This is a genomic window from Pseudomonas sp. 10S4 (genome assembly GCF_034344865.1).
Taxonomy (GTDB): Bacteria; Pseudomonadota; Gammaproteobacteria; order Pseudomonadales; family Pseudomonadaceae; genus Aquipseudomonas.
Genome location: NZ_CP133774.1, coordinates 1,465,386 through 1,491,923 on the forward strand (window position 1 = coordinate 1,465,386; position 26,538 = coordinate 1,491,923).

Annotated in this window: 21 protein-coding genes and 5 pseudogenes; 14 read left to right on the plus strand and 12 right to left on the minus strand. The window is 59.9% G+C overall.

Annotation, left to right across the window (positions count from 1 at the left end; all coding sequences use genetic code 11):
• Nucleotides 1-68 precede the first annotated feature (68 nt).
• Nucleotides 69-398: a thioredoxin TrxA gene (gene trxA / locus RHM58_RS06900; RefSeq protein ID WP_201190319.1), complete on the minus strand. Its 330-nt coding sequence runs from the start codon at nt 396-398 to the stop codon at nt 69-71.
• 120 nt (nt 399-518) lie between these two features.
• Nucleotides 519-1,226, minus strand: coding sequence for a FadR/GntR family transcriptional regulator (locus RHM58_RS06905; RefSeq protein ID WP_322269928.1), 708 nt, complete (start codon nt 1,224-1,226; stop codon nt 519-521).
• 256 nt (nt 1,227-1,482) lie between these two features.
• Here RHM58_RS06905 and RHM58_RS06910 point away from each other — a divergent pair, with 256 nt between their 5' ends.
• From RHM58_RS06910 to ppx, 5 genes and pseudogenes are all read left to right on the plus strand, one after another.
• Nucleotides 1,483-2,268, plus strand: coding sequence for a transporter substrate-binding domain-containing protein (locus RHM58_RS06910; RefSeq protein ID WP_201198781.1), 786 nt, complete (start codon nt 1,483-1,485; stop codon nt 2,266-2,268).
• 21 nt (nt 2,269-2,289) lie between these two features.
• Nucleotides 2,290-2,970, plus strand: coding sequence for an amino acid ABC transporter permease (locus RHM58_RS06915; RefSeq protein ID WP_201198783.1), 681 nt, complete (start codon nt 2,290-2,292; stop codon nt 2,968-2,970).
• Nucleotides 2,967-3,617 (plus strand): amino acid ABC transporter permease, encoded by a 651-nt coding sequence (locus RHM58_RS06920; RefSeq protein ID WP_322269930.1) that lies wholly within the window; start codon nt 2,967-2,969, stop codon nt 3,615-3,617. The genes RHM58_RS06915 and RHM58_RS06920 overlap by 4 nt, the downstream gene beginning before the upstream one ends.
• Nucleotides 3,604-4,344 carry an amino acid ABC transporter ATP-binding protein gene (locus RHM58_RS06925; RefSeq protein WP_322269931.1) on the plus strand — a complete coding sequence of 247 codons (741 nt, stop codon included), beginning with the start codon at nt 3,604-3,606 and terminating at the stop codon, nt 4,342-4,344. Before RHM58_RS06920 ends, RHM58_RS06925 begins: the two co-directional genes overlap by 14 nt.
• Nucleotides 4,345-4,587: 243 nt before the next feature.
• Nucleotides 4,588-6,089, plus strand: a pseudogene (gene ppx, locus RHM58_RS06930) (exopolyphosphatase).
• Nucleotides 6,090-6,295: 206 nt separating this feature from the next.
• Here the strand turns inward: ppx and ppk1 are convergent.
• Nucleotides 6,296-8,520 (minus strand): annotated as a pseudogene (gene ppk1 / locus RHM58_RS06935) (polyphosphate kinase 1).
• Between the two features lie 18 nt (nt 8,521-8,538).
• Nucleotides 8,539-9,552, minus strand: a complete 1,014-nt coding sequence (gene hemB, locus RHM58_RS06940) for a porphobilinogen synthase (protein ID WP_201198791.1) — start codon at nt 9,550-9,552, stop codon at nt 8,539-8,541.
• 208 nt (nt 9,553-9,760) lie between these two features.
• On the opposite strand from hemB, the gene RHM58_RS06945 reads away from it, so the two are divergent.
• Nucleotides 9,761-10,384 carry a DedA family protein gene (locus RHM58_RS06945; protein WP_201198792.1) on the plus strand — a complete coding sequence of 208 codons (624 nt, stop codon included), beginning with the start codon at nt 9,761-9,763 and terminating at the stop codon, nt 10,382-10,384.
• Here the strand turns inward: RHM58_RS06945 and RHM58_RS06950 are convergent.
• Nucleotides 10,365-11,600: a sterol desaturase family protein gene (locus RHM58_RS06950; protein ID WP_322269932.1), complete on the minus strand. Its 1,236-nt coding sequence runs from the start codon at nt 11,598-11,600 to the stop codon at nt 10,365-10,367. The genes RHM58_RS06945 and RHM58_RS06950 overlap by 20 nt on opposite strands.
• A gap of 115 nt (nt 11,601-11,715) precedes the next feature.
• On the opposite strand from RHM58_RS06950, the gene elbB reads away from it, so the two are divergent.
• The gene (gene elbB / locus RHM58_RS06955) at nt 11,716-12,384 is read left to right on the plus strand and encodes an isoprenoid biosynthesis glyoxalase ElbB (RefSeq protein WP_201198794.1); all 669 of its coding nucleotides are present in this window, start codon (nt 11,716-11,718) and stop codon (nt 12,382-12,384) included.
• Between the two features lie 117 nt (nt 12,385-12,501).
• On the opposite strand, the gene RHM58_RS06960 is transcribed toward elbB, so the two are convergent.
• Both RHM58_RS06960 and RHM58_RS06965 read right to left on the minus strand, forming a co-directional pair.
• Entirely contained in the window at nt 12,502-12,957 is a 456-nt protein-coding gene (locus RHM58_RS06960) for a YaiI/YqxD family protein (RefSeq protein WP_123403905.1), read from the minus strand.
• A gap of 107 nt (nt 12,958-13,064) precedes the next feature.
• Nucleotides 13,065-14,962, minus strand: a pseudogene (locus RHM58_RS06965) (FTR1 family protein).
• A 153-nt stretch (nt 14,963-15,115) separates the two neighbouring features.
• Here RHM58_RS06965 and RHM58_RS06970 point away from each other — a divergent pair.
• The 5 genes and pseudogenes from RHM58_RS06970 (at nt 15,116) to RHM58_RS06990 (ending at nt 19,876) form a co-directional block, all read left to right on the plus strand.
• Nucleotides 15,116-16,513: a COG3014 family protein gene (locus RHM58_RS06970; RefSeq protein WP_322269933.1), complete on the plus strand. Its 1,398-nt coding sequence runs from the start codon at nt 15,116-15,118 to the stop codon at nt 16,511-16,513.
• A gap of 206 nt (nt 16,514-16,719) precedes the next feature.
• Nucleotides 16,720-18,115: pseudogene (locus RHM58_RS06975) on the plus strand (COG3014 family protein).
• Between the two features lie 15 nt (nt 18,116-18,130).
• Nucleotides 18,131-18,502 (plus strand): YcfL family protein, encoded by a 372-nt coding sequence (locus tag RHM58_RS06980; RefSeq protein WP_322269935.1) that lies wholly within the window; start codon nt 18,131-18,133, stop codon nt 18,500-18,502.
• A 39-nt stretch (nt 18,503-18,541) separates the two neighbouring features.
• Complete coding sequence (gene lpoB / locus RHM58_RS06985; protein WP_322269936.1) at nt 18,542-19,129, plus strand: penicillin-binding protein activator LpoB; 588 nt, start codon at nt 18,542-18,544, stop codon at nt 19,127-19,129.
• A 3-nt stretch (nt 19,130-19,132) separates the two neighbouring features.
• Nucleotides 19,133-19,876, plus strand: coding sequence for a penicillin-binding protein activator LpoB (locus RHM58_RS06990; protein WP_322269937.1), 744 nt, complete (start codon nt 19,133-19,135; stop codon nt 19,874-19,876).
• A 208-nt stretch (nt 19,877-20,084) separates the two neighbouring features.
• Here RHM58_RS06990 and RHM58_RS06995 read toward each other — a convergent pair whose 3' ends face one another.
• From RHM58_RS06995 to RHM58_RS07005, 3 genes and pseudogenes are all read right to left on the minus strand, one after another.
• The gene (locus RHM58_RS06995) at nt 20,085-20,717 is read right to left on the minus strand and encodes a LysE family transporter (RefSeq protein WP_201198802.1); all 633 of its coding nucleotides are present in this window, start codon (nt 20,715-20,717) and stop codon (nt 20,085-20,087) included.
• Between the two features lie 237 nt (nt 20,718-20,954).
• On the minus strand, nt 20,955-21,536 hold the full coding sequence (locus tag RHM58_RS07000) for a mechanosensitive ion channel family protein (protein WP_201198803.1): 582 nt from the start codon (nt 21,534-21,536) through the stop codon (nt 20,955-20,957).
• A pseudogene (locus tag RHM58_RS07005) lies at nt 21,536-23,447 on the minus strand (ATP-binding cassette domain-containing protein). Before RHM58_RS07005 ends, RHM58_RS07000 begins: the two are co-directional and overlap by 1 nt.
• Before the next feature lie 50 nt (nt 23,448-23,497).
• On the opposite strand from RHM58_RS07005, the gene RHM58_RS07010 reads away from it, so the two are divergent.
• Nucleotides 23,498-23,962: a TIGR02444 family protein gene (locus RHM58_RS07010; RefSeq protein WP_322269938.1), complete on the plus strand. Its 465-nt coding sequence runs from the start codon at nt 23,498-23,500 to the stop codon at nt 23,960-23,962.
• On the opposite strand, the gene RHM58_RS07015 is transcribed toward RHM58_RS07010, so the two are convergent.
• Complete coding sequence (locus RHM58_RS07015; protein WP_322269939.1) at nt 23,959-25,059, minus strand: AlgP family protein; 1,101 nt, start codon at nt 25,057-25,059, stop codon at nt 23,959-23,961. The genes RHM58_RS07010 and RHM58_RS07015 overlap by 4 nt on opposite strands.
• A 192-nt stretch (nt 25,060-25,251) precedes the next feature.
• Between RHM58_RS07015 and RHM58_RS07020 the strand changes: the two genes are divergently transcribed.
• The gene (locus tag RHM58_RS07020) at nt 25,252-25,917 is read left to right on the plus strand and encodes an FKBP-type peptidyl-prolyl cis-trans isomerase (RefSeq protein WP_201255708.1); all 666 of its coding nucleotides are present in this window, start codon (nt 25,252-25,254) and stop codon (nt 25,915-25,917) included.
• A 60-nt stretch (nt 25,918-25,977) separates the two neighbouring features.
• Here the strand turns inward: RHM58_RS07020 and RHM58_RS07025 are convergent, their stop codons facing one another.
• Nucleotides 25,978-26,436 carry an Rsd/AlgQ family anti-sigma factor gene (locus RHM58_RS07025; RefSeq protein ID WP_046045098.1) on the minus strand — a complete coding sequence of 153 codons (459 nt, stop codon included), beginning with the start codon at nt 26,434-26,436 and terminating at the stop codon, nt 25,978-25,980.
• Nucleotides 26,437-26,538 lie beyond the last annotated feature (102 nt).

Below are 26,538 nucleotides of genomic sequence, written 5' to 3' on the forward strand. Positions count from 1 at the left end.
GAGCGTCTAGCCCTGAATACGCAAAAAGCCCCGCAATTTGCGGGGCTTTTTTATACAACGTCGCCGACTTAGATGTTGGCGTCGAGAAATGCAGCCAATTGCGACTTGGACAGTGCGCCAACCTTGGTTGCTTCAACGTTGCCGTTCTTGAACAGCATCAGGGTCGGGATACCACGTACGCCGTGCTTGGCCGGGGTTTCCTGGTTTTCGTCGATGTTCAGTTTGGCAATGGTCAGCTTGCCAGCGTAGGTACCAGCAATTTCGTCCAGAACCGGGGCGATCATTTTGCAAGGACCACACCACTCAGCCCAGTAGTCAACGAGCACAGGGCCGGCAGCCTTAAGTACTTCTTCTTCGAAGTTAGCGTCGGTGACGTGCTTGATAAGATCGCTGCTCATGGATGTCTCCGGGTTGTAAGCAAAAAAACGTGGCCCATCATAGCTGCCCTTCCCTCGTTCAGGAAGGTGCAGATGATTGAGTCTCGCTATGGTGGCGCATGAGTTTGGGTATAGCTCAAGTCATGAGGTGGCGGGGGCGATGAAAGCGATTCCGGTGCGCAGCGCGGCATTGCGCACATGTTCCTGCATTGCCTTCTGTGCCGCACCGGACGCCCGGCGCGCCAGTGCGCGGAGGATTTTGCGGTGTTCCTGCCAGGTTTCCATGGCCCGCTCTGCCCGGATGAACGGTAACTTCTGACTCTCCAGAAAGATGTCGGCGCTGGCGGTCAGGATGCTCAACATCGCCTGATTGCCGCTGGCCAGCAGGATGCGCCGATGAAATTCGAAGTCCAGCCGCGCCGCAGCATCGAAGTCGCAGGCCTTTAATTCGTTGCGCATGGCGGCGACGTTATCTTCCAGTGCATCGAGCTCATCAGTGCTTAAGGTCACGGCAGCCAACCCTGCGGCGAACCCTTCCAGGGCATAGCGCAACTGGAAGATATCCAGCGGCGAAGCCTGGGACGCAAATGGCCAACTCAGCGCTCCGTCGCCGCGGGGCAAATCCACCGGGGCCTGCACGAAAACGCCCTTGCCCGGCTGGATACTGATCACGCCCAGCGCACTCAGGGACGACAACGCCTCGCGAAGCGACGCCCGGCTAACCCCCAATTGCACCGCCAAATCCCGTTGCGAGGGCAACGCATCCCCCGGTCCGAAATCCTGTTCGGTAATCAGTTTGCGGATGGCTTGCAGCGCCACTTCAGGTACGGCGCGAGAGATCGAGTTCATGGTTTTTCAGACGAACCAGGCCAATGAGCGGCTAGTTGTAAAGCTATTCGCGGCGCCCGGCAAGTCGTGCCCCACTGGGGTTCGGTGATCAAAGGCAATGCGCTATCGAGGTGCGAAACGCGACCTGACTGTTCAGACCAGTAAGACCGAACAACACCAGTAAAACCGCGGCCTGCCACCCGCAAAGCCCAATGTTGGCATGGCCCGTGCTCTGTCGAATCGCAGAAATCACTTCTCGCCGATTCGGAGATTTGCCATGACCCAGCGTTACAGCGCCCTCCTCGCTGCCCTGTTTGCCAGCCTGATGCTGAGCCAGGCACCCGCCCACGCCGACGGTCTGGAGGATGTGGTCAAGCGCGGCACCCTCAAAGTCGCCGTGCCGCAGGACTTCCCGCCGTTCGGCTCGGTCGGCCCGGACATGAAACCGCGAGGTCTGGATATCGACACCGCCAAGCTGCTGGCTGAGCAGCTCAAGGTCAAACTCGAACTGACCCCGGTCAACAGCACCAACCGCATCCCGTTCCTGACCACCGGCAAAGTCGACCTGGTGATTTCCAGCCTCGGCAAAAACCCCGAGCGCGAGAAAGTCATCGACTTCTCCAGCGCCTACGCGCCGTTCTACCTCGCCGTGTTTGGCCCGCCAGACGCCGCTATCAAGACTTTGGACGACCTCAAGGGCAAAACCATCAGCGTCACCCGTGGCGCCATCGAAGACATCGAGCTGACCAAAGTCGCCCCGGAAGGCGTAACCATCAAGCGCTTCGAAGACAACAACACGACCATCGCCGCCTACCTCGCCGGCCAGGTTGACCTGATCGCCAGCGGCAACGTGGTGATGGTGGCGATCAGCGAGAAAAACCCGAAACGCGTGCCGGCGCTGAAAGTGAAACTCAAGGATTCGCCGGTCTACGTCGGCGTGAACAAGAACGAGCCGGCGCTGCTGGACAAGGTCAACCAGATCCTCGCCACGGCCAAAACCGACGGTTCACTGGAGAAAAACTCCCAGACCTGGCTCAAAGAACCGCTGCCGGCCGATCTCTGATCGCCAGCCGGGAGACTCAATATGGCTTATCAGTTCGACTTTATTCCGGTGATACAAAACACTGACCTGTTGCTGCGCGGTGCGCTGTTCACCCTTGAACTGACGGCCATCGGCGCGGTGTTCGGCGTCGGTCTGGGCATTGTCGGGGCGCTGGTGCGGGCATGGAACATCCGTCCGTTTTCCGCGATCTTCGGGGTTTACGTCGAGTTGATCCGCAACACGCCGTTCCTGGTGCAATTGTTTTTCATCTTCTTCGGTCTGCCATCGCTGGGTGTGCAGATCTCCGAATGGCAAGCGGCGGTACTGGCGATGGTGATCAACCTCGGTGCCTATTCGACCGAGATCATCCGCGCCGGCATTCAAGCGATCCCACGGGGTCAACTGGAAGCCGCAGCGGCATTGGCGATGAGCCGTTTCGAAGCCTTTCGCCACGTGATCTTGCTGCCGGCACTGGGCAAGGTCTGGCCGGCGCTGAGCAGCCAGATCATCATCGTCATGCTCGGGTCGGCGGTTTGCTCGCAGATCGCCACCGAAGAACTGAGCTTCGCCGCCAACTTCATCCAATCGCGCAACTTCCGCGCCTTTGAAACCTACGCCCTGACCACGCTGATCTACCTGTGCATGGCGCTGCTGATCCGCCAACTGCTGAACTGGATCGGTCGCCGGTATATATCCAGAAGCAGCGCGGGGAGCAGCCAATGAGCGATTTCACCTTCTGGGAGATCGTGCGCAACCTGCTCACGGGCCTGCAATGGACGCTGGCACTGTCGCTGGTGGCATTTATCGGCGGTGGCTTGATCGGCTTGTTGATCATGGTCATGCGCATTTCGAAAAAAGCCCTGCCGCGCAACTTCGCCCGCACCTACATCGAACTGTTCCAGGGCACGCCGCTGTTGATGCAGTTGTTTCTGGTGTTCTTCGGCGTGGCGTTGGCCGGGGTGGAGATTTCCCCGTGGATGGCGGCGGCGGTGGCGCTGACGCTGTTCACCAGCGCTTACCTGGCGGAGATCTGGCGCGGTTGCGTCGACTCGATACCCAACGGTCAATGGGAAGCTTCGTCGAGCCTGGCGCTCAACCCGCTGGAGCAGTTGCGCTACGTGATCCTGCCGCAAGCCCTGCGCATCGCCGTGGCGCCGACCGTTGGCTTTTCGGTGCAAGTGGTCAAAGGCACCGCCGTCACCTCGATCATCGGTTTCACCGAACTGACCAAGACCGGCGGCATGCTCGCCAACGCGACTTTCGAACCGTTCATGGTCTACGGCCTCGTGGCCCTCGGTTACTTCTTGCTCTGCTACCCCTTGTCCCTCAGTGCGCGCTATCTGGAAAGGAGACTGCATGCCTCTGCTTAGAATTTCGGCCCTGCATAAATATTACGGCGACCACCATGTGCTCAAAGGCATCGACCTGAGCGTCGAGGAAGGCCAGGTGGTGGCGATCATCGGCCGCAGCGGCTCGGGCAAATCCACGTTGCTGCGCACCTTGAATGGCCTGGAGTCGATCAACGACGGCGTGATCGAAGTCGACGGTGAATACCTCGACGCCGCCCGCGCCGATTTGCGCAGCTTGCGGCAGAAAGTCGGCGTGGTGTTCCAGCAGTTCAACCTCTTCCCGCACCTGAGCGTGCTCGGCGAGAACGTGATGCTGGCGCCGCAAGTGGTGCAAAAGGTGCCCAAGGCAAAAGCAAAAGAACTGGCAAAAGAGATGCTGGAACGGGTCGGGCTGGGGGAGAAGTTTGATGCGTTCCCCGATCGTTTGTCCGGCGGTCAGCAGCAGCGCGTGGCGATTGCCCGGGCCTTGGCGATGTCGCCGAAGGTGTTGCTGTGCGACGAGATCACCTCGGCGCTGGACCCGGAGTTGGTCAATGAAGTGCTGAGCGTGGTCCGGCAACTGGCCAAAGAAGGCATGACGCTGATCATGGTCACCCACGAAATGCGCTTCGCCCGGGAGGTTGGGGATAAGTTGGTGTTCATGCATCAGGGCAAGGTGCATGAGGTTGGGGATCCGAAGATTTTGTTCGCGAATCCGCAGACGGCGGAGTTGGCGAATTTCATCGGCACCGTGGAAGCGGCGAGCTAAGTCGCGCATATCACCTATGGCGAGAGAGCTTGCTCCCGCTGGGCTGCGAAGCAGCCCCAAAGCCATACACCGCGCAACACCGGAAAATTCCGGTCGGCAGATTTTACGACTGCTGCGCCGCCGAGCGGGAGCAAGCTCCCTCGCCACAGAAGTTGTGCTGAATCAAGGCTTTCAGTTCTGCGCGTTGGCGCCAGCGTTTGATCGTGGCACGATGTCGAGGTTATCGACCGAGACCCCCTGACCATGCCGCAATCCCAAGCCAAGAATCTGTCCCTGATCGCCGCAATCGACCTGGGCTCCAACAGCTTTCACATGGTCGTGGCCAAGGCCCAGAACGGCGAAATCCGTATTCTTGAGCGCCTCGGCGAAAAGGTCCAACTGGCCGCCGGCATCGACGACGAGCGCCAGCTCAACGAAGAATCCATGCAGCGCGGGCTCGATTGCCTGAAGCGTTTTGCCCAACTGATCAACGGTATGCCCCCGGCGCCGTGCGGATCGTCGGCACCAACGCCCTGCGTGAAGCCCGTAACCGGGCCGAGTTCATCCACCGCGCCGAAGAAATCCTCGGCCACCCGGTGGAAGTCATCTCCGGTCGTGAAGAAGCGCGCCTGATCTACCTTGGCGTCTCCCACACCCTCGCCGACACCCCGGGCAAGCGCCTGGTGGCCGACATCGGCGGCGGCAGTACCGAATTCATCATCGGCCAGCGCTTCGAACCGCTGCTGCGCGAAAGCCTGCAAATGGGCTGCGTCAGCTATACCCAGCGCTATTTCAAGGATGGCAAGGTCACCCCGGCCCGTTACGCCCAGGCGTACACCGCGGCACGGCTGGAGATCATGAGCATCGAGCACGCCCTGCATCGCCTGACCTGGGATGAAGCCATCGGCTCCTCGGGCACCATCCGCGCCATCGGCCTGGCACTGAAGGCTGGCGGTCATGGCACCGGCGAAGTGAATGCCGAAGGCCTCGCCTGGCTCAAGCGCAAGCTGATCAAACTGGGTGATGCGGAGAAAATCGACTTCGAAGGCATCAAGCCCGACCGCCGTGCGATCTTCCCGGCGGGCCTGGCGATTCTCGAAGCCATCTTCGACGCCCTCGAACTGCAACGTATGGATCACTGTGAAGGCGCCCTGCGTGAAGGCGTGCTCTATGACCTGCTGGGCCGTCATCATCACGAAGACGTCCGCGAGCGCACCCTCAGCTCGCTGATGGAGCGTTACCACGTTGATCTGGAACAAGCCGCGCGAGTTGAACGCAAGGCCCTGCATGCTTTCGACCAAGTAGCCGCGGACTGGGACCTGGACGACGGCGTCTGGCGCGAATTGCTGGGCTGGGCCGCCAAGGTCCATGAAGTCGGCCTGGACATCGCCCACTATCACTACCACAAGCACGGCGCCTACCTGATCGAGCACTCGGACCTGGCGGGTTTCTCCCGCGAAGACCAGCAAATGCTCGCGCTGCTGGTGCGCGGTCACCGCCGCAATATTCCCCGGGACAAGTTTGCCGATTTCGGCGATGACGGCATCAAGCTGATTCGCCTGTGCGTGCTGCTGCGCTTTGCGATCCTGTTCCACCACATTCGCGGCACCCAGGAAATGCCCCAGGTCGTACTCAAAGCCAATGGCGACAGCCTGGATGTGCTGTTCCCGAAAAACTGGCTGGACGAAAACCAGCTGACCCAGGCTGATTTCGCGCTGGAAGCGGAATGGCTGACCCGGGTTGGGTTCACGCTGAACGTGCGCTAACGAACACAATTCCTGTGGCGAGGGAGCTTGCTCCCGCTGGGGTGCGAAGCGCCCCCATCTGCCTTAGTGGTTTATCAGAAATTATTAGGTGACCGGTTTTGGGGCTGCTGCGCAGCCCAGCGGGAGCAAGCTCCCTCGCCACAGGAATGTGACCAAAAAAATGGCGATCCGCAGGGATCGCCATTTTTTATGAGCCGATGTTTGCGTTAACGCACCGCAAGAATCGGGCTACCCAATCGCTCCAGCAACGTTGCCTGGGCACTGCGTGGGTTCTGGTTGCCGGTCGGTGTGTTACGGATGTAACGACCGTCCGACTGCAGGCTCCAGCTGTGGGTGTTATCGGTCAGATAAAGCTCCAGCTCTTTCTTGACCCGCATGATCAGCTTCTTGCCTTCCACCGGGAAGCAAGTCTCGACGCGTTTGTCGAGGTTGCGCTCCATCCAGTCGGCGCTGGAGAGGAACATCTGCTCTTCGCCGCCATTGAGGAAGTAGAAGACCCGGGTGTGTTCCAGGAAGCGGCCGATGATCGAGCGCACGTGGATGTTGTGGGAAACCCCGGAATGCCAGGGCGCAGGCAGCACATGCCGCGCACCACCAGATCGATGCGCACACCGGACTGGCTGGCCTTGTACAGCGCGCGGATGATCTTCGGATCGGTCAGCGAGTTGAACTTGGCAATGATGTGCGCCGGTTTGCCGTCTAGGGCGAACTGGGTTTCCCGGGCAATCATGTCGAGCATGCCCTTCTTCAACGTGAACGGCGCGTGCAGCAGCTTCTTCATGCGCAGGGTCTTGCCCATGCCGATCAACTGACTGAACAGTTTGCCGACGTCTTCGCACAAAGCGTCGTCGGAGGTCAGCAGGCTGTAGTCGGTGTACAGACGGGCGTTAGCCGCGTGGTAGTTGCCGGTGCCCAAGTGCGCGTAACGGACAATCTCGCCAGCCTCGCGACGCAGGATCAGCATCATCTTGGCGTGGGTCTTGAAGCCGACCACGCCGTAAATCACCACCGCGCCGGCCGCTTGCAGACGGCTGGCCAGTTGCAGGTTGGACTCTTCGTCGAACCGCGCACGCAATTCGATCACCGCGGTGACCTCCTTGCCGTTACGCGCAGCGTCGACCAGGGCATCAACGATTTCCGAGTTGGCACCGGAGCGGTACAGGGTCTGACGGACCGCCAATACATGCGGGTCCTTGGCCGCCTGGCGCAGCAGGTCGACCACCGGGGTGAACGACTCGAACGGGTGCAGCAACAGGATGTCCTGCTTGCTGATCACGCTGAAGATGTTCTCGCTGTTTTGCAGCAGTTTCGGAATCTGCGGCGTGAACGGCAGGTATTGCAGTGCGCGCTGACTGTCCAGGCCGGTGATGCTGAACAGGCGGGTCAGGTTGACCGGACCGTTGACCTGATACAGCTCGGTTTCGTGCAGATTGAACTGCTTGAGCAAGTAGTCGGACAGGTGTTTCGGGCAGGTGTCGGCGACTTCCAGACGCACCGCATCGCCGTAGCGACGGGAGAACAACTCGCCGCGCAGGGCGCGAGCCAGGTCCTCTACATCTTCGGTATCGACTGCCAGGTCAGCGTTTCGGGTCAGACGGAACTGGTAGCAGCCCTTGACCTTCATGCCCTGGAACAGGTCATCGGCGTGCGCGTGGATCATCGACGACAGGAACACATAGTTGTCGCCAGCGCCGCCGACTTCTTCCGGAACCTTGATCACACGAGGCAGCAGACGCGGTGCCGGGATGATCGCCAGGCCGGAATCGCGACCGAAGGCGTCGATACCTTCGAGCTCGACGATGAAGTTCAGGCTCTTGTTCACCAGCAACGGGAACGGGTGCGTCGGATCGAGGCCGATCGGGGTGATGATCGGTGCGATCTCGTCGCGGAAATAACGGCGAACCCAGGTCTTGAGCTTGGTGGTCCAGTAACGGCGACGGATGAAGCGGACCTGATGTTTCTCCAGTTCCGGCAACAGAATGTCGTTGAGGATCGCGTATTGGCGGTCGACGTGACCATGCACCAGTTCGCTGATCCGGGCCAGGGCCTGGTGCGGTTGCAGGCCATCGGCGCCCGCCTGTTCACGGGCAAAGGTGATCTGCTTCTTCAGGCCAGCCACGCGAATCTCGAAGAACTCGTCCAGGTTGCTGGAGAAGATCAGCAAAAACTTCAGCCGTTCCAGCAACGGGTAGGACTCATCCAGCGCCTGTTCCAGCACGCGGATGTTGAACTGCAGTTGCGAGAGCTCGCGATGGATGTACAGGCTGCTGTCATCCAGGCCGGGAATGGCAATCGCCGCCGGCGCCGCAGCCGCGGGCTCGGACACCACCGGGACGGGAGCTGGCTCCACATCCGGAGGGGTTTCGTCGATTTGCTCCACCACGGGTTGGGCTTCCTTTACTGCAACTTCAGAGAGTCCTTCGGTATTCATCGAATGTTCCTGGGAGGGCTATTTTTGCTCTCGTAACAATTGGGCGGCGCGCACGGCAAAGTAAGTCAGGATGCCATCTGCGCCTGCACGTTTAAAAGCGGTCAGGGATTCGAGAATAACCCCTTCGCTCAACCAGCCATTCTGGATCGCCGCCATGTGCATGGCGTATTCGCCGCTGACTTGGTACACAAACGTCGGCACTTTGAATTCTTCTTTGACCCGATAAAGGATGTCCAGATACGGCATGCCAGGCTTGACCATGACCATATCCGCGCCTTCTGACAAGTCCGCCGCCACTTCGTGCAGGGCTTCGTTGCTGTTGGCCGGGTCCATCTGATAGGAGGCCTTGTTCGCCTTGCCCAGGTTCAGCGCCGAACCGACCGCATCGCGGAACGGACCGTAATAGGCGCTGGCGTACTTGGCCGAGTAAGCCATGATCCGCACATTCACGTGATCGGCCAGTTCAAGGGCTTCGCGGATCGCCTGGATGCGACCGTCCATCATGTCCGAAGGGGCCACCACCTGAGCGCCGGCTGCGGCGTGGGACAGGGCCTGCTTGACCAGTGCGTCGACGGTGATGTCGTTCTGCACGTAGCCTTCTTCGTCGAGGATGCCGTCCTGACCGTGAGTAGTGAACGGGTCCAGGGCGACGTCAGTGATAACGCCCAGCTCCGGGAAGCGATCGCGCAGCGCACGGGTGGCGCGTTGGGCGATGCCTTCCGGGTTCCAGGCTTCGGCCGCATCCAGCGACTTGAGCTCTGGCGGCGTGACCGGGAACAGCGCCACTGCCGGAATCCCCAGTTCGACCCACTTGGCCGCCTCGATCAGCAACAGATCGATGGTCAGGCGTTCAACGCCCGGCATCGACGCCACCGCTTCGCGACGGTTTTCACCGTCCAGCACGAACACCGGCAGAATCAGGTCATCGACGGTCAAAACGTTTTCACGGACCAATCGACGCGAGAAATCATCACGACGGTTACGACGCAGGCGGGTTGCAGGAAACAATCGGTTGGCGGGGGTAAAGCTCACGGCAGACTCCTGAGCCCGCGCTGGCGGGCGAGCGTGACAGTTATAAGCTGCCATTATGACGGACACATGACAGTTGTGCTTAGCCCTGCGTCACGTAGCTGTATTCCATTGTCCGTGTAGGAATTGTTCACGTCGAGACACATTTGGACACTTTCCTGAATGTGTCTGAAGGGTTAGGCTGCGCGTTCATTTCGCTAGCACCCAGACAATGCTCCAACAATTTCTGCATGACTTCGGCTACTTTGCCCTTTTTCTCGGCACGTTCTTCGAAGGCGAAACCATCCTGGTGCTCGCGGGCTTCCTCGCGTTTCGCGGATACATGGACATCAATCTGGTTGTCGTCGTGGCGTTCTTCGGCAGTTATGCCGGTGATCAGCTGTGGTACTTCCTGGGGCGCAAGCACGGCCGCAAATTACTGGCGCGCAAACCGCGCTGGCAAATGATGGGTGACCGGGCGCTGGAACATATCCGCAAGCACCCGGACATCTGGGTCCTGAGCTTCCGCTTTGTCTATGGTTTGCGCACGGTGATGCCGGTGGCGATCGGCCTCTCGGGCTATCCGCCGGGACGTTATCTGCTGCTCAACGGGATTGGCGCCGCGATCTGGGCCAGCGCCCTGGCGGCGGCGGCCTACCATTTCGGTGCGGTGCTCGAAAGCATGCTCGGCAGCGTCAAGAAGTACGAGCTGTGGGTACTCGGCGCGCTGCTGGTGTTGGGCCTGGCCCTGTGGCTACGCCGGCGGTTCAAAAATGCTCGCCTGGCGAAGAAGATCTACGCCGACGAGCAGGCTGAACTGGCCAAGACCGCCGAGGCTAAGACGCCAGTCGAGTGAAACGGTTTCTACAGCAGTAGAGACCGATTCCACTGAGCAGGCTGTAACTGATCAGGCCGACCCAGCCTTGCGCGCTGGCCGGCCACAGCCCGACCAGCGGCGCCAGCCACACCAGCGGCACGTTCGACGCCAGCCGCAGCAGCTCCAACTTCCACGCCCACGGGCGATTCTCCAGGGCCACGCCCAACGTAAACAAACCCAGCACCACCGCACTCCAGCCGAGCACCATGGCTGCGGTCGGCAGACTCTGCTCCAGTTTCATCAAATAGCTGCCCAAGGCGATGTAGACGCAGAACTGCAACGCCACATACAGCTGCTGCCGGCCGTCCAGCGGCACGTCGAATTTGCGGAACTGGCTCAGGTCGGGTTTGTTCATCGGGTACTTGGCCGCTACGTCCGCCGGCCGCCAACCGGTGCGCATAAACCAGATTCGCAACTTGTCCCACTTGCTCTGCGCCCGCCGGGCGTCATCCCACAATTGCGCATAGAACTGCAGGTTGGCCCACAGCGGATTCCAGCTCGCCAGTGGTGTGGTCACGCCGAAAATCACCGGCTCGTTGTCGTCTTCTTCCTGAAACGAGCCGAACAGACGGTCCCAAATAATGAACACCCCGCCGTAGTTGCGATCCATGTAGAGAGCGTTCTGTGCATGGTGGGCCCGATGATTGGACGGCGTGACGAAGAACCACTCGAACCAGCCGAGCTTGGGAATGTGCTTGGTGTGAACCCAGAATTGATACAGCAGGTTCAGCGCCGCGACGCTGACGAACACCAGCAACGGCACGCCGAACACGGCCATGGGCAGATAGAAGATCCAGCCCAGCAGAAAACCGGTACTGGTCTGGCGCAGGGCCGTGGAGAGGTTGTAGTCCTCGCTCTGGTGATGCACCGAATGCGCCGCCCAGAGGATGTTCCGCTCGTGGCCCATGCGGTGCAGCCAGTAATAGCAGAAGTCGTAGAGGACGAAGGCAAACACCCAGACCCAGGCACTGTCGCCCGAGAGTCTGAACAGTGCCAGATGCTCGAGCGCAAATGCATACGTCAGCAGCCCCATCCCCTTGGTCAGCAGGCCGGTGGTGGTCGACAACACGCCAGTGCTCATGCTGTTGATCGCGTCAGCCACGCGGTAATTGCGAACGCCGCGCCAACGGTCGGCCAGCAGTTCGATGGCTATCAGCACAAAGAAAAACGGCACCGCATACAGAATGAAATTCATGACGCGACCTGATCGCAATGGTGATGACTGATCCTAGGCCTCGCCGCGATTTAACCCTATGGCAACGAGCGACAAATTAGTGGACATTTAACGCCATGAATCTGGAGAAAAGCCCATGAGCAAAAAAATTGCAGTGATCCTTTCCGGCTGTGGCGTGTACGACGGCGCCGAGATCCAAGAAAGCGTGATTACCTTGCTGCGCCTGGACCAGCGCGGTGCCCAGGTGCAGTGTTTTGCACCGAACATCGCCCAGTTGCATGTGATCAACCACCTGACCGGCGAAGAAATGCCCGAGTCGCGCAATGTGCTGGTGGAATCGGCGCGCATTGCCCGGGGCAACATCAAGGACATCCGCGAGGCCAGCGTCGAAGACTTCGATGCGCTAATCGTGCCGGGCGGCTTCGGGGCGGCGAAGAACCTCTCCAACTTCGCGGTCGAAGGCGCCGGATGCACGGTTCAGCCAGAAGTCCTGGCATTGGCCGAAGCTTTTGCCGAAGCAAGTAAACCGGTGGGGTTGATCTGCATCTCGCCAGCGCTGGCGGCGAAGATCTATGGCCCGGGCGTAACCTGCACCATCGGCAACAATGCCGAAACGGCAGCGGCGATGAACAAGATGGGCGCCACTCATGCGGACTGTGCGGTCGGAGACATTGTTGAGGACAAGGCGCGCAAGTTGGTGAGTACCCCGGCGTATATGCTGGCGCAGTCGATCAGTGAAGCGGCTTCGGGGATTAACAAGTTGGTCGACCGGGTTCTAGAACTCACCCACGAAAATGATGTGTAACGCGGACAAATGTGGGAGCGGGCTTGCTCGCGAAGGCTGACTAACATTTCAACATTGATGTCGGCTGATACACCGCTTTCGCGAGCAAGCCCGCTCCCACAGGGTTCTCGGTCTGGCTTAAGGCTTGCGAGTTAGCCGAGTGAGAATCCGGTCCAGCGCATTGGCAAACGCCTGTTTCTCCCGTTCGCCAAACGGCGCTGGCCCGCCGCTCATCTGGCCCTGTTCACGCAGGTCGGTGAACAGGTTACGCACCGCCAGCCTGTCCCCCATATTCTGCGCATCGAACTCTTTGCCGCGCGGGTCCAGCGCTGAAACGCCCTTCTTCACCAAGCGGTCAGCCAGCGGCACATCGCTGCAAATCACCAGCTCGCCGGGCACTGCGTGTTCCACCAGGTAATCGTCGGCCGCGTCCGGGCCGCTGGGCACCACGATCAGCTTCACCAGGGCCAGACCCGGTTTGATCTGCGGCTGACCGGCCACCATCACCACTTCGAACTGGCGCTTGAGGGCGAACTTCACCACCAGATCCTTGGCTGCCCGTGGGCAGGCGTCGGCATCGATCCAGACACGCATTGTGTTTTTCCTCTTAGAAAGCTTCGCGGGCAAGCCTCGCTCCTACAAGGTTAATGTAAACCCGTAGGAGCGAGGCTTGCCCGCGAATGTGAGCGCAGCGAATGCTGTTAAGAAACCGGCACCCGCCGCTTCTCTGCCATGCGACTGCGGCTATACAGCACGATGATCGCAATGATCGCCACCGCCTGCGCACTCAGCGAATACGCATCAGCGTGGATGCCCAGCCAGTCGAAGTCAAAGAACGGCACCGGCCGGGTGCCGAAGATCCCGGCTTCCTGCAACGCCTTCACACCATGGCCGGCAAACACCACCGACAACGCGCATAACAACCCGGCGTTGATGCCGAAGAATAGCGCCAGTGGCAGTTTTGCCGAGCCGCGCAGGATCACCCAAGCCAGACCGACCAACAGCACCAACGCCGTCGCGCCGCCCGCGAGCACCGCGTTATGCCCGGCAGGGCCGGCCTGCAACCACAGGGTTTCGTAGAACAGGATCACTTCAAACAGTTCGCGATACACCGAGAAGAACGCCAGGATCGCAAAACCGAAACGTCCGCCGCCGCCCACCAGGCTGCTCTTGATGTAATCCTGCCAGGCTGCCGCGTGGCGACGGTCGTGCATCCACACGCCGAGCCACAACACCATGACGCTGGCGAACAGCGCCGTGCAGCCTTCCAGCAGCTCACGCTGGGCGCCGCTGACATCAATCACGTACGCCGCCAGCGCCCAGGTCCCCAGGCCCGCCAACAGCGCCAGCCCCCAACCGACGTTGACGCTACGCACCGCCGATTGCTGGCCGGTGTTGCGCAGGAACGCGAGGATCGCCGCGAGCACCAGAATCGCTTCCAGGCCTTCGCGCAGCAAAATCAACAGGCCAGAGATGTAGCTCAGCGACCAGCTCAAGCCATCGCTGCCGAGCAGGCCGGCCGATTCCTTTAACTTGGCCTTGGCCGCATCCAGACGCTGTTCGACCTGAGCCACCGGCAAGCCGTCCTGCAACGACTGACGGTAAGCCATCAGCGATTTTTCAGTGTCTTTACGCACGTTGGCGTCGACGTTATCGAGAGAGCTTTCGACCAGTTCGAAGCCTTCCAGGTACGCCGCCACCGACAGGTCGTAGGCCTGATCGTGTTCGCCGGCACGGTAAGCGGCGATGCTCTTGTCCAGAGTTGCCGCGGTGTAGTCGAGCAACTGTGCCGGGCCACGCTTGACCTGCGGCGGTTGCGCCCGTTGTGCGCGGAAGGTTGCCAAGGCTTGCGGGTCTTCGGCGGCCAGCACTTCGGCCGGTGTCTGGCGGGCCAGGTCGGCGATGTTGTAGGTCTTTTCGGATTTGGCTGCGGTCGGGTCGGCACTGAAGCCGGCGATGTAGGTTGCCAGGTCCCAGCGCTGACGGTCGTCCAGTTGATCGGCGAACGACGGCATGTCGGTGCCTTCGACGCCCTGACCCAGGGTGCTGTATATCGCGTAGAGGCTGAGGCGATCGAGTCGCGCCGCATCGCGCAGATTGGCCGGTGGCGGCGTCATGCCAACGCCTGCCGGGCCGTCACCGACACCGTGTCGCCGTGGCACACCGAGCATTGCTGCGCATATAGCGGCGCGCCGCGAGTCGGGTCCGGAGTAATCACCGGGGCCTGGCTGACCTGATACGCCACCGCCAGTTTCGCGCCGAGTTGGCGAGCCTGACGTGCAACGTCGGTGCCGTCCATGCGTGCAGCGATCGCGGTGCGCAGGTTGTTGACGCCTTGCTCCAATTCAGCGCGCTCGGGCTTGGCCGGTAACTCGGAGATCAAACCTTGCAGCACACCCAGAAATTCCTGCTGCTCGAGGTATTCAGACTCATCGATAACCTTGCCCGCTTCGACCGCCATCGGGTAGTCAGCGCCAATGTAATCGAGCAAATGCAGGGCCTTTGGCGCGCCTTCGGCAGTTTCGGCCTGCGCATTGAGGCTGCAAAACGCAATAACCGGCAGCACTAGCCACGCCAGAAAACGGGAGGAGGCAGTCATGAATGAATCTCAAGGGGAAATACGAAGTAATACATTGTTCACTTCCAATGACTTTCACTCAAGCTTTGTTGGTATTTCCTGTACAGCTGCGTATACATTCCGCGGCGAATCACCACCTCTTCGCGGTATCCGTTCAGGGAAGAATCATTGTCCATGCGTTTGCGCCTCTTTTTCTCGCTACTGCTGAGCCTCACCGTCTTACTGAGTGGATGCGCCGCGTACCGCAATTACGATCAGGAGATGCAACAGACCAACGACCAATTGTTGGTAGGCAACCTCCAAGGCGCACTGGACCTGGTGGAATTGCACAATCCCTGGGAAGACAAGGATTTGCTTTATTACCTGGAGAAAGGCGCCATCCTGAGTCTTTCCAGTGAGCCGCAACGAGGCCTGAAGGCTTGGCGCAGCGCCGACCAGATGGTGTTCCAGCGCGAAGATGCCGTGCCCTCAGGCGCAATGAAACTGCTCACCCGCTTCGGCAACGAAATGGGCACCATGCTGGTCAATGACAAGCTTCAGCGCTACGAAGGCTACGACTACGAAAAAGTCATGTTGACCACGCAAATGGCCCTCAACCAATTGGTCGTGAATGACTTCGACGGTGCCCGCACCGACATCAAGAAAACCCACGAACGCGAAGCGCTGATTGCCCGTCAGCGCGAGCGGCAGTACGAAGAGGTCGAGGAGCAGGCCAAGGCCCAGGGCATTTCGGTGCACTACAAGGACCTGCAGGGCTACCCGGTAACCACCCTCGATGCGCCAGCCGTGATCGAACTGAAAAACGGCTACCAGAGCGCCTTCAGCCATTACCTGGCAGGCTTCACCTACGAAGCCCTCGGCGAACGCGATCTCGCCGCGCCGGGTTATCGCCAGGCCATTGAATTGCGCCCGAACCTGCCATTTCTCGAGCAAGCGTTGCGCAATCTCGACCAGCCGCCGGCAAAAGCCGATGAAAGTGACGTACTGATCGTCATCCAAAGCGGCCTGGCGCCAGCACGCAGCTCGGTGCGCGTGCCGATCCCGGTACGTCTAAACGAAAACCTGGTGATCGTTGCGCCGATTTCTTTCCCGGTGATGATCCCGGACTCCATCACGCCAGCGTTCGACCACATCGTCGTCGATGGTCGCAAACGGCCGCTGACCGCGCTCAACAGCGTCACCGACATGGCCTTGCGCACTTTACGTGATGATATGCCCGCGATCATTTCGCGGGCCATGTTCCGCGCCAACATGGCGGCTATCGGCCAGGCCCAGGAGAACGAGCGCTACCCGGCCAAGGCATCGCTGGTGGTCACCCGCGAAGACCCGTTCGAGGAGGCCGACACCCGCACCTGGCGCACCCTGCCGGACAAAACCCTGGTCGCACGTCTGCGGCTGAAAAAAGGTGAACACTTGCTCAACGCGCCGAACGCGCCCGGCACCGCATCGATCTCCCTGCGCATCGACCGCGACTTTGAAGTGATCAACCTGCGCACAATAAACACCGTGGCCTTCGTCGTCGCAAAGACTTATGTGCTGGCCTCACCAGCGCCGGTAACAGGTCAGAAATAAGTGATGGCACACTTTTAAAATATGTAATTAAAAAGCCATTACATAGCCAGCATCCACGCTTATAATGCCGCGCCCTCGCTATTGCGATGCGGCATATAAGCTCCTCTTGTTATGAGGAATTGGCAGGACGCCAGTCTCCCTGCCGATAGGTCCCAACAGCCCGACCAGCATGCGCGGCTGCATATACTCAGGGAAGAAGTACCCCTATGGCCTCTCGCGCCCTTACCTCGATCGCACTCAGCGCGGTCACCTTGCTCTCCGGCTGTACGGCATTTCGCAACTACGACTCCGAACTCGCGCAAACCAATCAGCAACTGGCCGCCGGCAACGTCGATGCCGCGCTGACCCTGCTGGAAAAGAACAACACCGGCCCGGACAAAGACCTGCTTTATTACTTCGAGAAGGGTGAACTGCTGCGCGCCAAGGGCGACTTGTCCGGCAGCCAGAATGCCTGGACCAGCGCCGATCAGGTGGTGGGCAAGTGGGAAGACTCGGTCAAGTTCGATACCGACAAGTACCTGGCACAGTTCGGCAGCTTCCTGGTCAACGATAAAGTCCGTCGCTACGAAGGCTACGACTACGAAAAAGTCATGCTGACCACTCAGATGGCGCTCAATTTGCTGGCGGTGAACGACTTTGACGGCGCGCGCATGTCGATCAAGAAGACCCACGAACGCGAAGCGGTGATCGCCGATCTGCGGGACAAGGAATACCTCAAGAGCGAAGACGAAGCCGAGAAACAAGGCATCAAGACCCAATACAAAGACTTGCAGGGTTATCCGGTCGCCAGCCTTGACGCGCCGGACGTGGTCAGCCTGAAAAACAGTTATCAGAGTGCGTTCAGCCATTACCTGGCCGGTTTCGTCTACGAAGCATTGGGTGAAAAAGACCTCGCTGCACCGGGTTATCGCAAGGCTGCCGAACTGCGCCCGAACACGCCTTTGCTGGAGCAGGCGCTGGTCAACCTTGACAAGCCTGCAAAGGATGACGACAGCGATATTGCTCATCGTGGTGCAAAGCGGTCTGGCGCCGTCCCGGGATTCGATCCGCATTCCGCTGCCATTGCCGATCAGCAACCAGTTGGTAATCACCCCGCTGTCGTTCCCTGTTATCAAGCCGGACACTTCGACTGCCATCCTCACCCAGATCGGCGTGGACGGTCAGCAGTTGAACCTGACTCAACTCAACAGCACTACCGCCATGTCCCGCCGTGCCCTGCGTGACGACATGCCAGGCATCATCCTGCGCACCACCGTACGTGCCGTGACCAAAGGCGTGGCACAGAAGAAGATCAACGAAACCAACCCGCTGGCGGGTCTGGCAGTCGGTATTTCTTCAGCGGTGCTTGAAGGTGCCGATACCCGTACGTGGCGTACCTTGCCGGACTACACCCAAGTGGTCCGTCTGCGCTTAAAGAAAGGCGAGCACCAAGTCACTCTGCCGAGCGCCGTGGGCGGTTCGGTGGTCAAGGTGACTGTCGATCAGCGCTATCAGGTCATCAGCTTGCGCGCCGTGGGTAACCACGTATTCGCCAGCGGCCTGGCCGCGCACGTGATCCAGAGCGCCAGCCCGACCGCAGTCGCCAGCCTCAAACAACCTTAAGAACGGAGTCTTTGCATGCGCTTCAAAATCATCGCTGTCGCCGCCCTGGCCTTACTGGCCGGCTGCGCCACCCCGCCACCGCCGGAGCCAGGCAGCGCTGCGAGTAAAGTCGTGGCCATGGGCCCGCTCAAGAACATCGTGGTCGGCGCCATGCGCGTCGCCCGGGAAAACGGCTTCATGACGGTCAATGTTCAGTTGAGCAACACCCTCAACAGCAACAAGACGTTCTACTACCGCTTCGCCTGGCTAGGCCCTGAAGGTTTCCCGGTTGCCGACGAAGACGTCTGGAAAAGCATGACGATGTATGGCGCGCAGACCAGCTTCATTCAGGCCATTGCGCCAACCGCCAAAGCCGTGGATTTCCGTCTCGAAATCAAGACGCCTTAAGCCCCCCACCCTATTCGTTCAGTTCTAGAGAGCATTCCCATGTTTGCACGCTTTTCGTTCATCGCCGTCCTCGCCCTGCTGGCCAGCGGCTGCGCCAACACCTCGCCAACGCTGGGTAGCAAGAACATCAGCTACGGTGACACCAAGGCTGTGGAAACCGTGACCAACGAGTTCGGTTCCACCGACCTGCAGATGATCGCCGAGTCCATGACCCGTTCCCTGGCCCAGTCCGGCATCATGCAGGGTCGCCCGGTGGTTCAGGTCTACGACGTGAAGAACAAGACCAGCGAGTACATTGATACCCGCGAAATCACCACCAGCATCAAGACTCAACTGATGAAGAGCGGTGTGGCACGTTTCGCCAGCGATAACACCGCAATGCAGAGCCAGGTTGACCAGCTCAAGCTGCAAAACCAGAGCGGCCTGTACAAGAAAGCGACCGTGGCCAAGACCGGCAACATGATCGCTGCCAAGTATCGTCTTGAAGGTTCGATCAGCTCGATCGTCAAGCGCAGCAGCGATTACAAGGACGTCTTCTACAAATTCAGCCTGCAATTGATTGACGTTGAAAGCGGTCTGGCCGAATGGATGGATGAAAAAGAGATCCGCAAAACCACGGAGCGTTAATCAATGCGCACATGGATTGGCATGATGGCCCTGGCTTGTGCGTTCAGCGTACAAGCGGCCCCGAAAGTTGCCGTCACGGATCTGGCGTATCAGGAACGTGTGGAGCAATACATCCACACCGTCTCGGCGCAGAGCAATTACCGCGAGGGTTATTACAGCGCCAGCGGTTCTTCGAGCTACAACGAGTACGAGGCCAGGACCAGCTACATCGAGCAGACCGAGCTGCGTAAATTCACTGGCGACATCAAGGGTGAAATCCTGCGCACCGGCATGTTCCAGCTGATTCAGGGCACGCCTTATACCGCTTCGTCCAAGGGTGACATCTACGATGTGATCAAGCGGATCAAGGCCGGTAACTTCAAGGGCGCGGATTACGTGCTGTTCGGCACGGTGTCGGACATCGACTTCACCCAAGACACGAACGAGCTGGCGAACACCGACAGCTATTCAGCGGTGCTGGCGTTGACCCTGGTGGCGGATTTCAGCCTGATCAACACCAAGACTTTCGAAATCACGTCGGCCTTCACGGCGATGGGCGAAGGCCAGGACACCAAACTGGTGAATGGCCGGGACATCAAGATTTCGCTGAACCGCCCGCGGGTGGTGCGTGACGTGTCCAAGGCATTGGGCGAAGACGTGGCAGGGCAACTGAGCCAACAGCTCGGCGGCGGGAGTTACGAGAAGCCGGGACAAGCCCCGCAGCGTAACAACCTGCCACAGGATACGGCGCCGGTGATTTTGCGCTGATCTCTGGAACGAAAAAGGCGACCTGAAGGGTCGCCTTTTTTATGCTTGTTCTTAAGCCCATCAACGCAATATTGCCGTACTGAAACCTAATGTGGCGAGGGAGCTTGCTCCCGCCCGAGTGCGCAGCGCTCGCAAAATCCGGGGCCGCTTCGCAGCCCAGCGCGAGCAAGCTCGCTCGCCACAAGAGGTCGCTCTTGTATCCAGGGTTTTACATCACCGCTTTGCGCAGGGTTGCCATAAACGCCGCCGCACCGATGAACAGCCCGGCAAACGTGCGGTTCATGCGTTTCTGCTGTTTGGGCGTGCGCAACAGTCGCAGCACTTTGGACGCCAGCCCGGTGTAGCCGGCCATGACGATCAGGTCGACACAGATCATCGTCGCACCAAGGATCAGGTACTGAGCCACCAACGGTGCATGCGGGTCGATGAATTGCGGCAGCACCGCCAGCATGAACACCAACGCCTTGGGGTTGCTGATGTTCACCAGGAAACCACGGAACACCAGCGCCAGCGGTTTGCCGATCTGCCGTACAGACGCGTCATCGCTCATGTCGCTGGGCAACGCACGCCATTGCTTGACCGCGAGGTAGACCAGATAGGCCACGCCAAACCATTTGATCGCATAGAAAGCCGTGGCCGAAGCCGCGAGGATCGCACCGACACCAGCCGCCACAATCGCAATTTGCAATGCCAGGCCCAGTTGCAGGCCCAGGGCGTTCCAGTAGCCGCGCCAGAAACCGTAGCGCAGGCCGCTGGACATCGACGCAATCGCGCCGGCACCAGGAGACAGACTGATCACCCAGCAGGCAGCAAAAAACGCCAGCCATGTTTGAAGCACCATCGCACACCTCGACTCAGACTCGTGACAGACGTCTAAGCTAATGCGGCTTTGGCGCAATGACTACCGATTTTTTGTCGGACAGGGTGACTGCCGACCAGCGTTTATGGCTTTAGGGCCACTTCGCGAGCAAGCCCGCTCCCACAGTAGATCAGTGTTGTTCACTCATGTGATGTCTACTGAAGATCCAATGTGGGAGCGGGCTTGCTCGCGATAGCGGTGTATCAGGCAACAGAAGGCTTACTTTTCGAAGCCGCTGGAAGGGAAAACATCCGACCCGCGCCAGCGGCGAACCGAGCGCTGGAAGAACAGGCTGTTAGGCACCTGCACCATCGCACTGCCAGTCCCGGCCTCTTCAGCCTCGATCAACGTGGTAAACAGCAAATTGATCGCCACCACCCGGCCTTTGACGCCGGGCTTGTCGAGGGTGTCCACCAACTCGACCACATCACCGATGCGGAACGGGCCGACAGTGAAGATCAGGATCGCGCACAGCAGATTGGAGAGCACGCTCCACATGGCGAAGAACGCCACCGCAGCCACCGCCACGAACCCGGACAACGCAGTCCAGAGTACCGTGGCCGAAACACCGAGGCGCTCCAGCACGAAAATCAACGCGCTGCCCATGATCAGCCAGCGCAGTCCACCACGCAGCGGCATCAGCAGTTGTGGCGGAAACGGATAACGTTCGCCCAGGCGAGTCAGGCATTTGGCGACGAAGCGCTGAGCAAAATACCCGGCCAGCAGGATCAGCAGGATTTGCACGCCGAGCAAAATCGGCTCGACCCACATCGCCGGCAACGGCAGTTTGAAGGCGTCCATCAGGACAGCGCCTCCAACTCCGCCTGCATGCTTTCCAGCAGTTCCAGGGCTTCCATCCAGGATTCTTCCAGTTGCGCTTCACGCACCTTCAGCTTGGCCTGTTCGGCCAGCAGATCACGCAACTCGTTCTTGCGCGCCGGTTCGTAGATATCGCTGTCGCCGAGGCTGGCATCGATCTTCGCCAGTTTCTCGTGCAGCTTGCCCAACTCGGCTTCGAGCTTGTCGGCTTCACGCTTATGTGGCGCCAGTTGCTGACGCAACGCAGCGGCAGCCTGACGCTGAGCCTTCTTGTCGGTTTTGTCCGGGTTCACCGGCGTGTTGCTGACCGGGGCATTGCGCTGGCGATACTCCACCAGCCAGCGGGTGTAGTCCTCCAGGTCGCCGTCGAACTCTTCAACCTTGCCGTCCGCCACCAGATAGAAATTGTCGGTGGTGCTTTTGAGCAAATGACGATCGTGGGAGACCACCAGTACCGCACCACTGAATTCCTGCAACGCCATGGTCAGCGCCAGGCGCATTTCCAGGTCGAGGTGGTTGGTCGGTTCGTCGAGCAGCAAGCAGGTTCGGCCGGCCCCAGGCGATCAACGCCAGCGCCAGACGGGCCTTCTCGCCGCCGGAAAAATTCAGCACCGGCTCATCGATACGCGCACCGCGGAAGTCGAAACCGCCGAGGAAGTCGCGCAAGGTCTGCTCACGCTCCGTCGGTGCCAGGCGCTGCATGTGTAGCAGTGGGCTGGCCTTGGAGTCGAGCGAGTCCAACTGATGCTGGGCGAAGTAGCCGACCACGGTGTTCTCGCCACGGGTCAGGCGCCCGGACAACGGCTCGAGTTCACCGGCGAGGTTTTTGATCAGGGTCGATTTACCGGCACCGTTGGGGCCGAGCAAACCGATGCGCGCGCCGGGGGTCAGTTGCAGCTTGACCTTCTCCAGCACGGCTCGCTCGCCATAACCCAGGCGAGCATCGGAGATATCAATCAACGGGCTGGAGATTTTGTGCGATTCGCGGAAAACGAAGTCGAACGGCGAATCGACGTGAGCAGCGGACAGCTCTTCCATCCGCTCCAGCGCCTTGATCCGGCTCTGGGCCTGACGGGCCTTGGTGGCCTGGGCCTTGAAGCGGGCGATGTAGCTTTCCATGTGCGCACGTTGCGCCTGCTGCTTCTCGTAGGCCTGCTGTTGCTGGGCCAGACGTTCGGCACGGGCACGTTCGAAGGCGCTGTAGCCGCCGCGATAGAGCGTGATCTTGCGCTGATCGACGTGGGCCACGTGATCGACCACGGCGTCGAGGAAGTCCCGGTCGTGGGAAATCAGCATCAACGTGCCAGGATAGCTTTTAAGCCACTCTTCGAGCCAGATGATGGCGTCGAGGTCCAAGTGGTTGGTCGGTTCATCGAGCAGCAACAGGTCCGAAGGGCACATCAACGCCTGCGCCAGGTTCAGACGCATCCGCCAGCCACCGGAGAAATCTGCGACCTGACGATCCATCTGATCGTTGGTGAAGCCCAAACCGGCCAGTAGCTTGCGCGCCCGGGCGTCGGCGGTGTAACCGTCGGCGCTGTCGAGTTCGGCGTGCAGGCGCGCCTGAGCGGCACCGTCATGGGCCGCTTCGGCGGCGGCGAGGTCGCGTTGCACCTCACGCAGGCGCAGGTCGCCATCGAGCACGTAGTCGACTGCGATGCGATCGAGGGTGTCGATCTCCTGGCGCATGTGGGCGATGCGCCAGTCGCCCGGCAGCAAGCAGTCACCCGAATCCGGGTGCAGGTCACCCAAAAGCAAGGCGAACAGGCTCGATTTGCCGGCGCCATTGGCACCGATGAGGCCGGCTTTGTGGCCGGCGTGCAGGGTCAGCTCGGCGTCTTCTAGCAGACGTTGCGGGCCACGCTGTAAAGTCAGGTTCTGAAGTCGAATCATAATGGCGGCGGAGTCTACCAGCTTCGCTCGCAACTGGCGCGAGTAGCACTATGTCCTCTGACCTGTGGAGCTTTTCCCTTGGCACTTACGCCCGCCCCGGCGTTGAAAGCCTGTGCCTGCAATTGCAATCGGCGGGAGCAAATGTCTGCCTGCTGCTCTGTGGCCTGTGGCTGGAACAAAGGGCTGTGGACTGCACCGAGCAACGCTTGCAGCAACTTTTTCAGGTGGCCGAGCCCTGGGAGGTGAATGTCGTGCAACCGATGCGCACGTTACGCCAGCAATGGAAAGCCGCCGCCGCTGACGACGCCGAACTGAATGCGTTACGCGAGCAAATCAAGGCACTGGAGCTGGAAGCCGAACGGCATCTGTTGTTGCAACTGGAGCGTACGGCCCGGAGTTGGCCGCAAAATGACGTGACCGAACGATCGGCCTGGCTGGAAGGTGTGGCGGCGGGCGCCGCCAACCTGGACCGCGACGCGCTGCATCAGCTGCGCGTCGCGGTAACCGGCGCTTAGGAAGCGCTGGTTGGGGTGGTCGCAGTGCTCGACGCGGCTGCCGGGGTTGGCGCAGCGGTGGTGGTCGAGGTGGTTGCAGCTGGAGCAGACGATGCTGCCGCAGCCGGGGTGGCTGGCTTGGCGACTGGCGCGGTAGCCGGTTTGGCGGCGACTGGTTTTTTCACTGCTGGTTTGGCGGCAGCTGGTTTTGCAGCCGGTTTCGCAGCCACTGGCTTCGCAGCGGGTTTGGCCGCGGCTGGTTTGGCAGCGCTGGCAGTAGCCGGTTTTGCAGCAGCAGTTTTAGCAACCGGCTTGGCGGCTGCAGTTTTGGCCGCTGGTTTTACTGCAGGCTTGGCCGGTGCTTTTGCAGCAACCGATTTGGCAGCAGTTTTAGCCGCGACCGGCTTGGCGGCCGGCTTGGCAGCAGGTTTCGCTGCTGCGGTTTTGGCCGCTGGTTTTGCTGCAGGTTTTGCTGCAGGTTTAGCGGCTGGTTTTGCAGCCGGTTTGGCAGCGGCAGTTTTTACAGCAGTCGGTTTGGCAGTCGTTGCTTTAGCAGCTGGTTTCGCAGCGCTGGCAGCAACCGGTTTTTTCGCTGCAGGTTTTGCTGCGGCTTTGGCCGGTGCTTTAGCAGCCGGTTTGGCAGCAGGCTTGGCGGCTGCTTTTGCAGCAACCGGTTTGGCAGCGGCTTTCTTGGCAGGTGCCGCAGCTGGCTTGGCCGAACGCAGGGACAACGCCTTGCTGACAGCCTCTTGTACGCGACCGACGCCCTGGGCCAGTTTCAGGCTTTCTTGAGCATCGCGCTTGAGTTGCAGAATGTAGGTGCGGGTCTCGGACTGACGATCCTTCAAAGCATCGAGCAGGTCTTCGAGTTGCTTCACTCCGTCCTTGGCCTTGGCTTGTGCCTTGGCTTTGCCGGCCGCCGCAGCGTCCTGCAATTTGGTACGGGATTTGTGCAGTTTTTCTTGCGCTTTTCCGCGCTGCTTTTCCAGTTTGGCGAGCAGTTTTTCAGCATCAGCCAAGGCTTGGGAACAAGCGGTTTCCAAATGCTCGAGCAGGCTGCCCGAAAGTTGTTGGAGTAAGTGCAACGGAGTATTTACAGGCTTCTTGGTGGCCGACATGGTTTACCTCCTGGCTGACGTGAATGCGGCTCATACTAGACCTCTGCTGACACCGCCGCTAGGTCATGTTGACAGTATCGAAAGCGCGGCGTTGCACCGGATTGAAAATGTTCTGCATCTGCGCAAAAGCAGTTCACCGTTTAACCCATTCTCGCTGGCATAATCCCCCGCATCTGAGGTCGGAGAGTGCCCATGTCGCGCTACCTTTTTTTATCCCTGCTCGTGTGTTTTTCCACCGTTCAAGCCGCCGAAAAAACCGCTGAGAATGATGCTCACGATCTCGCTTACAGCTTAGGCGCAAGTCTCGGCGAACGCTTGCGCCAGGAGGTTCCCGACCTGCAACTTCAAGCGCTGATCGAAGGGTTGCAGCAAGCCTATCAAGGCAAACCCCTGGCACTGAAGGACGCGCAGATCGAACAGATCCTTGCGGACCACGAAGCCCAGATCGCCTTGCAACCACCTGCACCACAAAGCGAAGAAGCCCTGGAAAAAGAGCAGCGCTTTCTCACCGAAGAAAAAGCCAGGCCCGGCGTTCATGAATTGGCCGATGGCGTGTTGATGACGGAGCTGACGCCAGGTACCGGCGCGAAGGCCGGGCCAAATGGCAAGGTTCAAGTGTTGTACATCGGTCGCCTGCCTGACGGCACGGTGTTCGATCAGAACAGCCAACCGCAGTGGTTCAGTCTCGACAGCGTGATCACTGGCTGGCGCAGTGCGCTGCAAAATATGCCGGTGGGGGCAAAATGGCGTCTGGTGATTCCATCGGCCCAGGCCTATGGCGCCGACGGTGCCGGTGACCTGATCGCACCGTTCACGCCGCTGGTATTCGAAGTCGAATTACGCGGCGCCACCAGCTGATAGCGGAAACGAAAAACGGCGCGCAAAGCGCACCGTTTTTAGCGTATTGCCGGAAAGGGTTCAGGCCTGAACCGAATCCTCTTCCTTGTGAGCGGTGTGCAGCACTTCGATCAGACAGTCTTCCAGTTCGAAGCGTTCGTGCAGCAGGCCACCCAGCTCCTTGAATTTCTCGGCTACGCACTGGCCTGCATCACACAGGTCGTTGAACGCCAGCAGCTTCTCGGTGATGACGTCGATGCGCGGATAGATGGTCTCGGCCAACTCCAGACCACGAGTGTCACCAAAGGCCTTGGCTTCACCGGTGAGCTGTTCGTAGATTTCGAAATGCCCCGCCGATACGTAATCGACCAGCACCCCGCAAAATTCCTGCAACGGCTTGCGGTTCTCGCCCAGAGCTTCAGGCTTCGCGCCGAGAGCATCATAGGCCCGAACCAGTTCGTGACGCTCCTGCAACCAGCGATCGATCAGCAGATGCACTCCACCCCAGCGTTCCTGAGCATTCTGACAACTTTCGAGCATGGTGATCTCTCTTCCCTATGTGGGTCATGCTGCTCTACACCTGCCGCACTCTTGAGGGTCAAGGATCGGCCAGGCAGAGCGTCATCGAGCAACATAATTCCA

Coding starts and splice junctions, on each gene's coding strand:
- RHM58_RS06925 (WP_322269931.1), top strand. CDS start 3,604: ATGCCTCTGCTTAGAATTTCGGCCCTGCATAAATATTACGGCGACCAC.
- RHM58_RS06980 (WP_322269935.1), top strand. CDS start 18,131: ATGCGCTTCAAAATCATCGCTGTCGCCGCCCTGGCCTTACTGGCCGGC.
- trxA (WP_201190319.1), bottom strand. CDS start 398: ATGAGCAGCGATCTTATCAAGCACGTCACCGACGCTAACTTCGAAGAA.
- lpoB (WP_322269936.1), top strand. CDS start 18,542: ATGTTTGCACGCTTTTCGTTCATCGCCGTCCTCGCCCTGCTGGCCAGC.
- RHM58_RS07020 (WP_201255708.1), top strand. CDS start 25,252: ATGTCGCGCTACCTTTTTTTATCCCTGCTCGTGTGTTTTTCCACCGTT.
- RHM58_RS06960 (WP_123403905.1), bottom strand. CDS start 12,957: ATGCGTGTCTGGATCGATGCCGACGCCTGCCCACGGGCAGCCAAGGAT.
- elbB (WP_201198794.1), top strand. CDS start 11,716: ATGAGCAAAAAAATTGCAGTGATCCTTTCCGGCTGTGGCGTGTACGAC.
- RHM58_RS06995 (WP_201198802.1), bottom strand. CDS start 20,717: ATGGTGCTTCAAACATGGCTGGCGTTTTTTGCTGCCTGCTGGGTGATC.
- RHM58_RS06990 (WP_322269937.1), top strand. CDS start 19,133: ATGCGCACATGGATTGGCATGATGGCCCTGGCTTGTGCGTTCAGCGTA.
- RHM58_RS07010 (WP_322269938.1), top strand. CDS start 23,498: ATGTCCTCTGACCTGTGGAGCTTTTCCCTTGGCACTTACGCCCGCCCC.
- RHM58_RS06945 (WP_201198792.1), top strand. CDS start 9,761: ATGCTCCAACAATTTCTGCATGACTTCGGCTACTTTGCCCTTTTTCTC.
- RHM58_RS06920 (WP_322269930.1), top strand. CDS start 2,967: ATGAGCGATTTCACCTTCTGGGAGATCGTGCGCAACCTGCTCACGGGC.
- RHM58_RS06915 (WP_201198783.1), top strand. CDS start 2,290: ATGGCTTATCAGTTCGACTTTATTCCGGTGATACAAAACACTGACCTG.
- RHM58_RS06950 (WP_322269932.1), bottom strand. CDS start 11,600: ATGAATTTCATTCTGTATGCGGTGCCGTTTTTCTTTGTGCTGATAGCC.
- RHM58_RS06910 (WP_201198781.1), top strand. CDS start 1,483: ATGACCCAGCGTTACAGCGCCCTCCTCGCTGCCCTGTTTGCCAGCCTG.
- RHM58_RS06970 (WP_322269933.1), top strand. CDS start 15,116: ATGCGTTTGCGCCTCTTTTTCTCGCTACTGCTGAGCCTCACCGTCTTA.
- RHM58_RS07015 (WP_322269939.1), bottom strand. CDS start 25,059: ATGTCGGCCACCAAGAAGCCTGTAAATACTCCGTTGCACTTACTCCAA.
- RHM58_RS07025 (WP_046045098.1), bottom strand. CDS start 26,436: ATGCTCGAAAGTTGTCAGAATGCTCAGGAACGCTGGGGTGGAGTGCAT.
- RHM58_RS07000 (WP_201198803.1), bottom strand. CDS start 21,536: ATGGACGCCTTCAAACTGCCGTTGCCGGCGATGTGGGTCGAGCCGATT.
- RHM58_RS06905 (WP_322269928.1), bottom strand. CDS start 1,226: ATGAACTCGATCTCTCGCGCCGTACCTGAAGTGGCGCTGCAAGCCATC.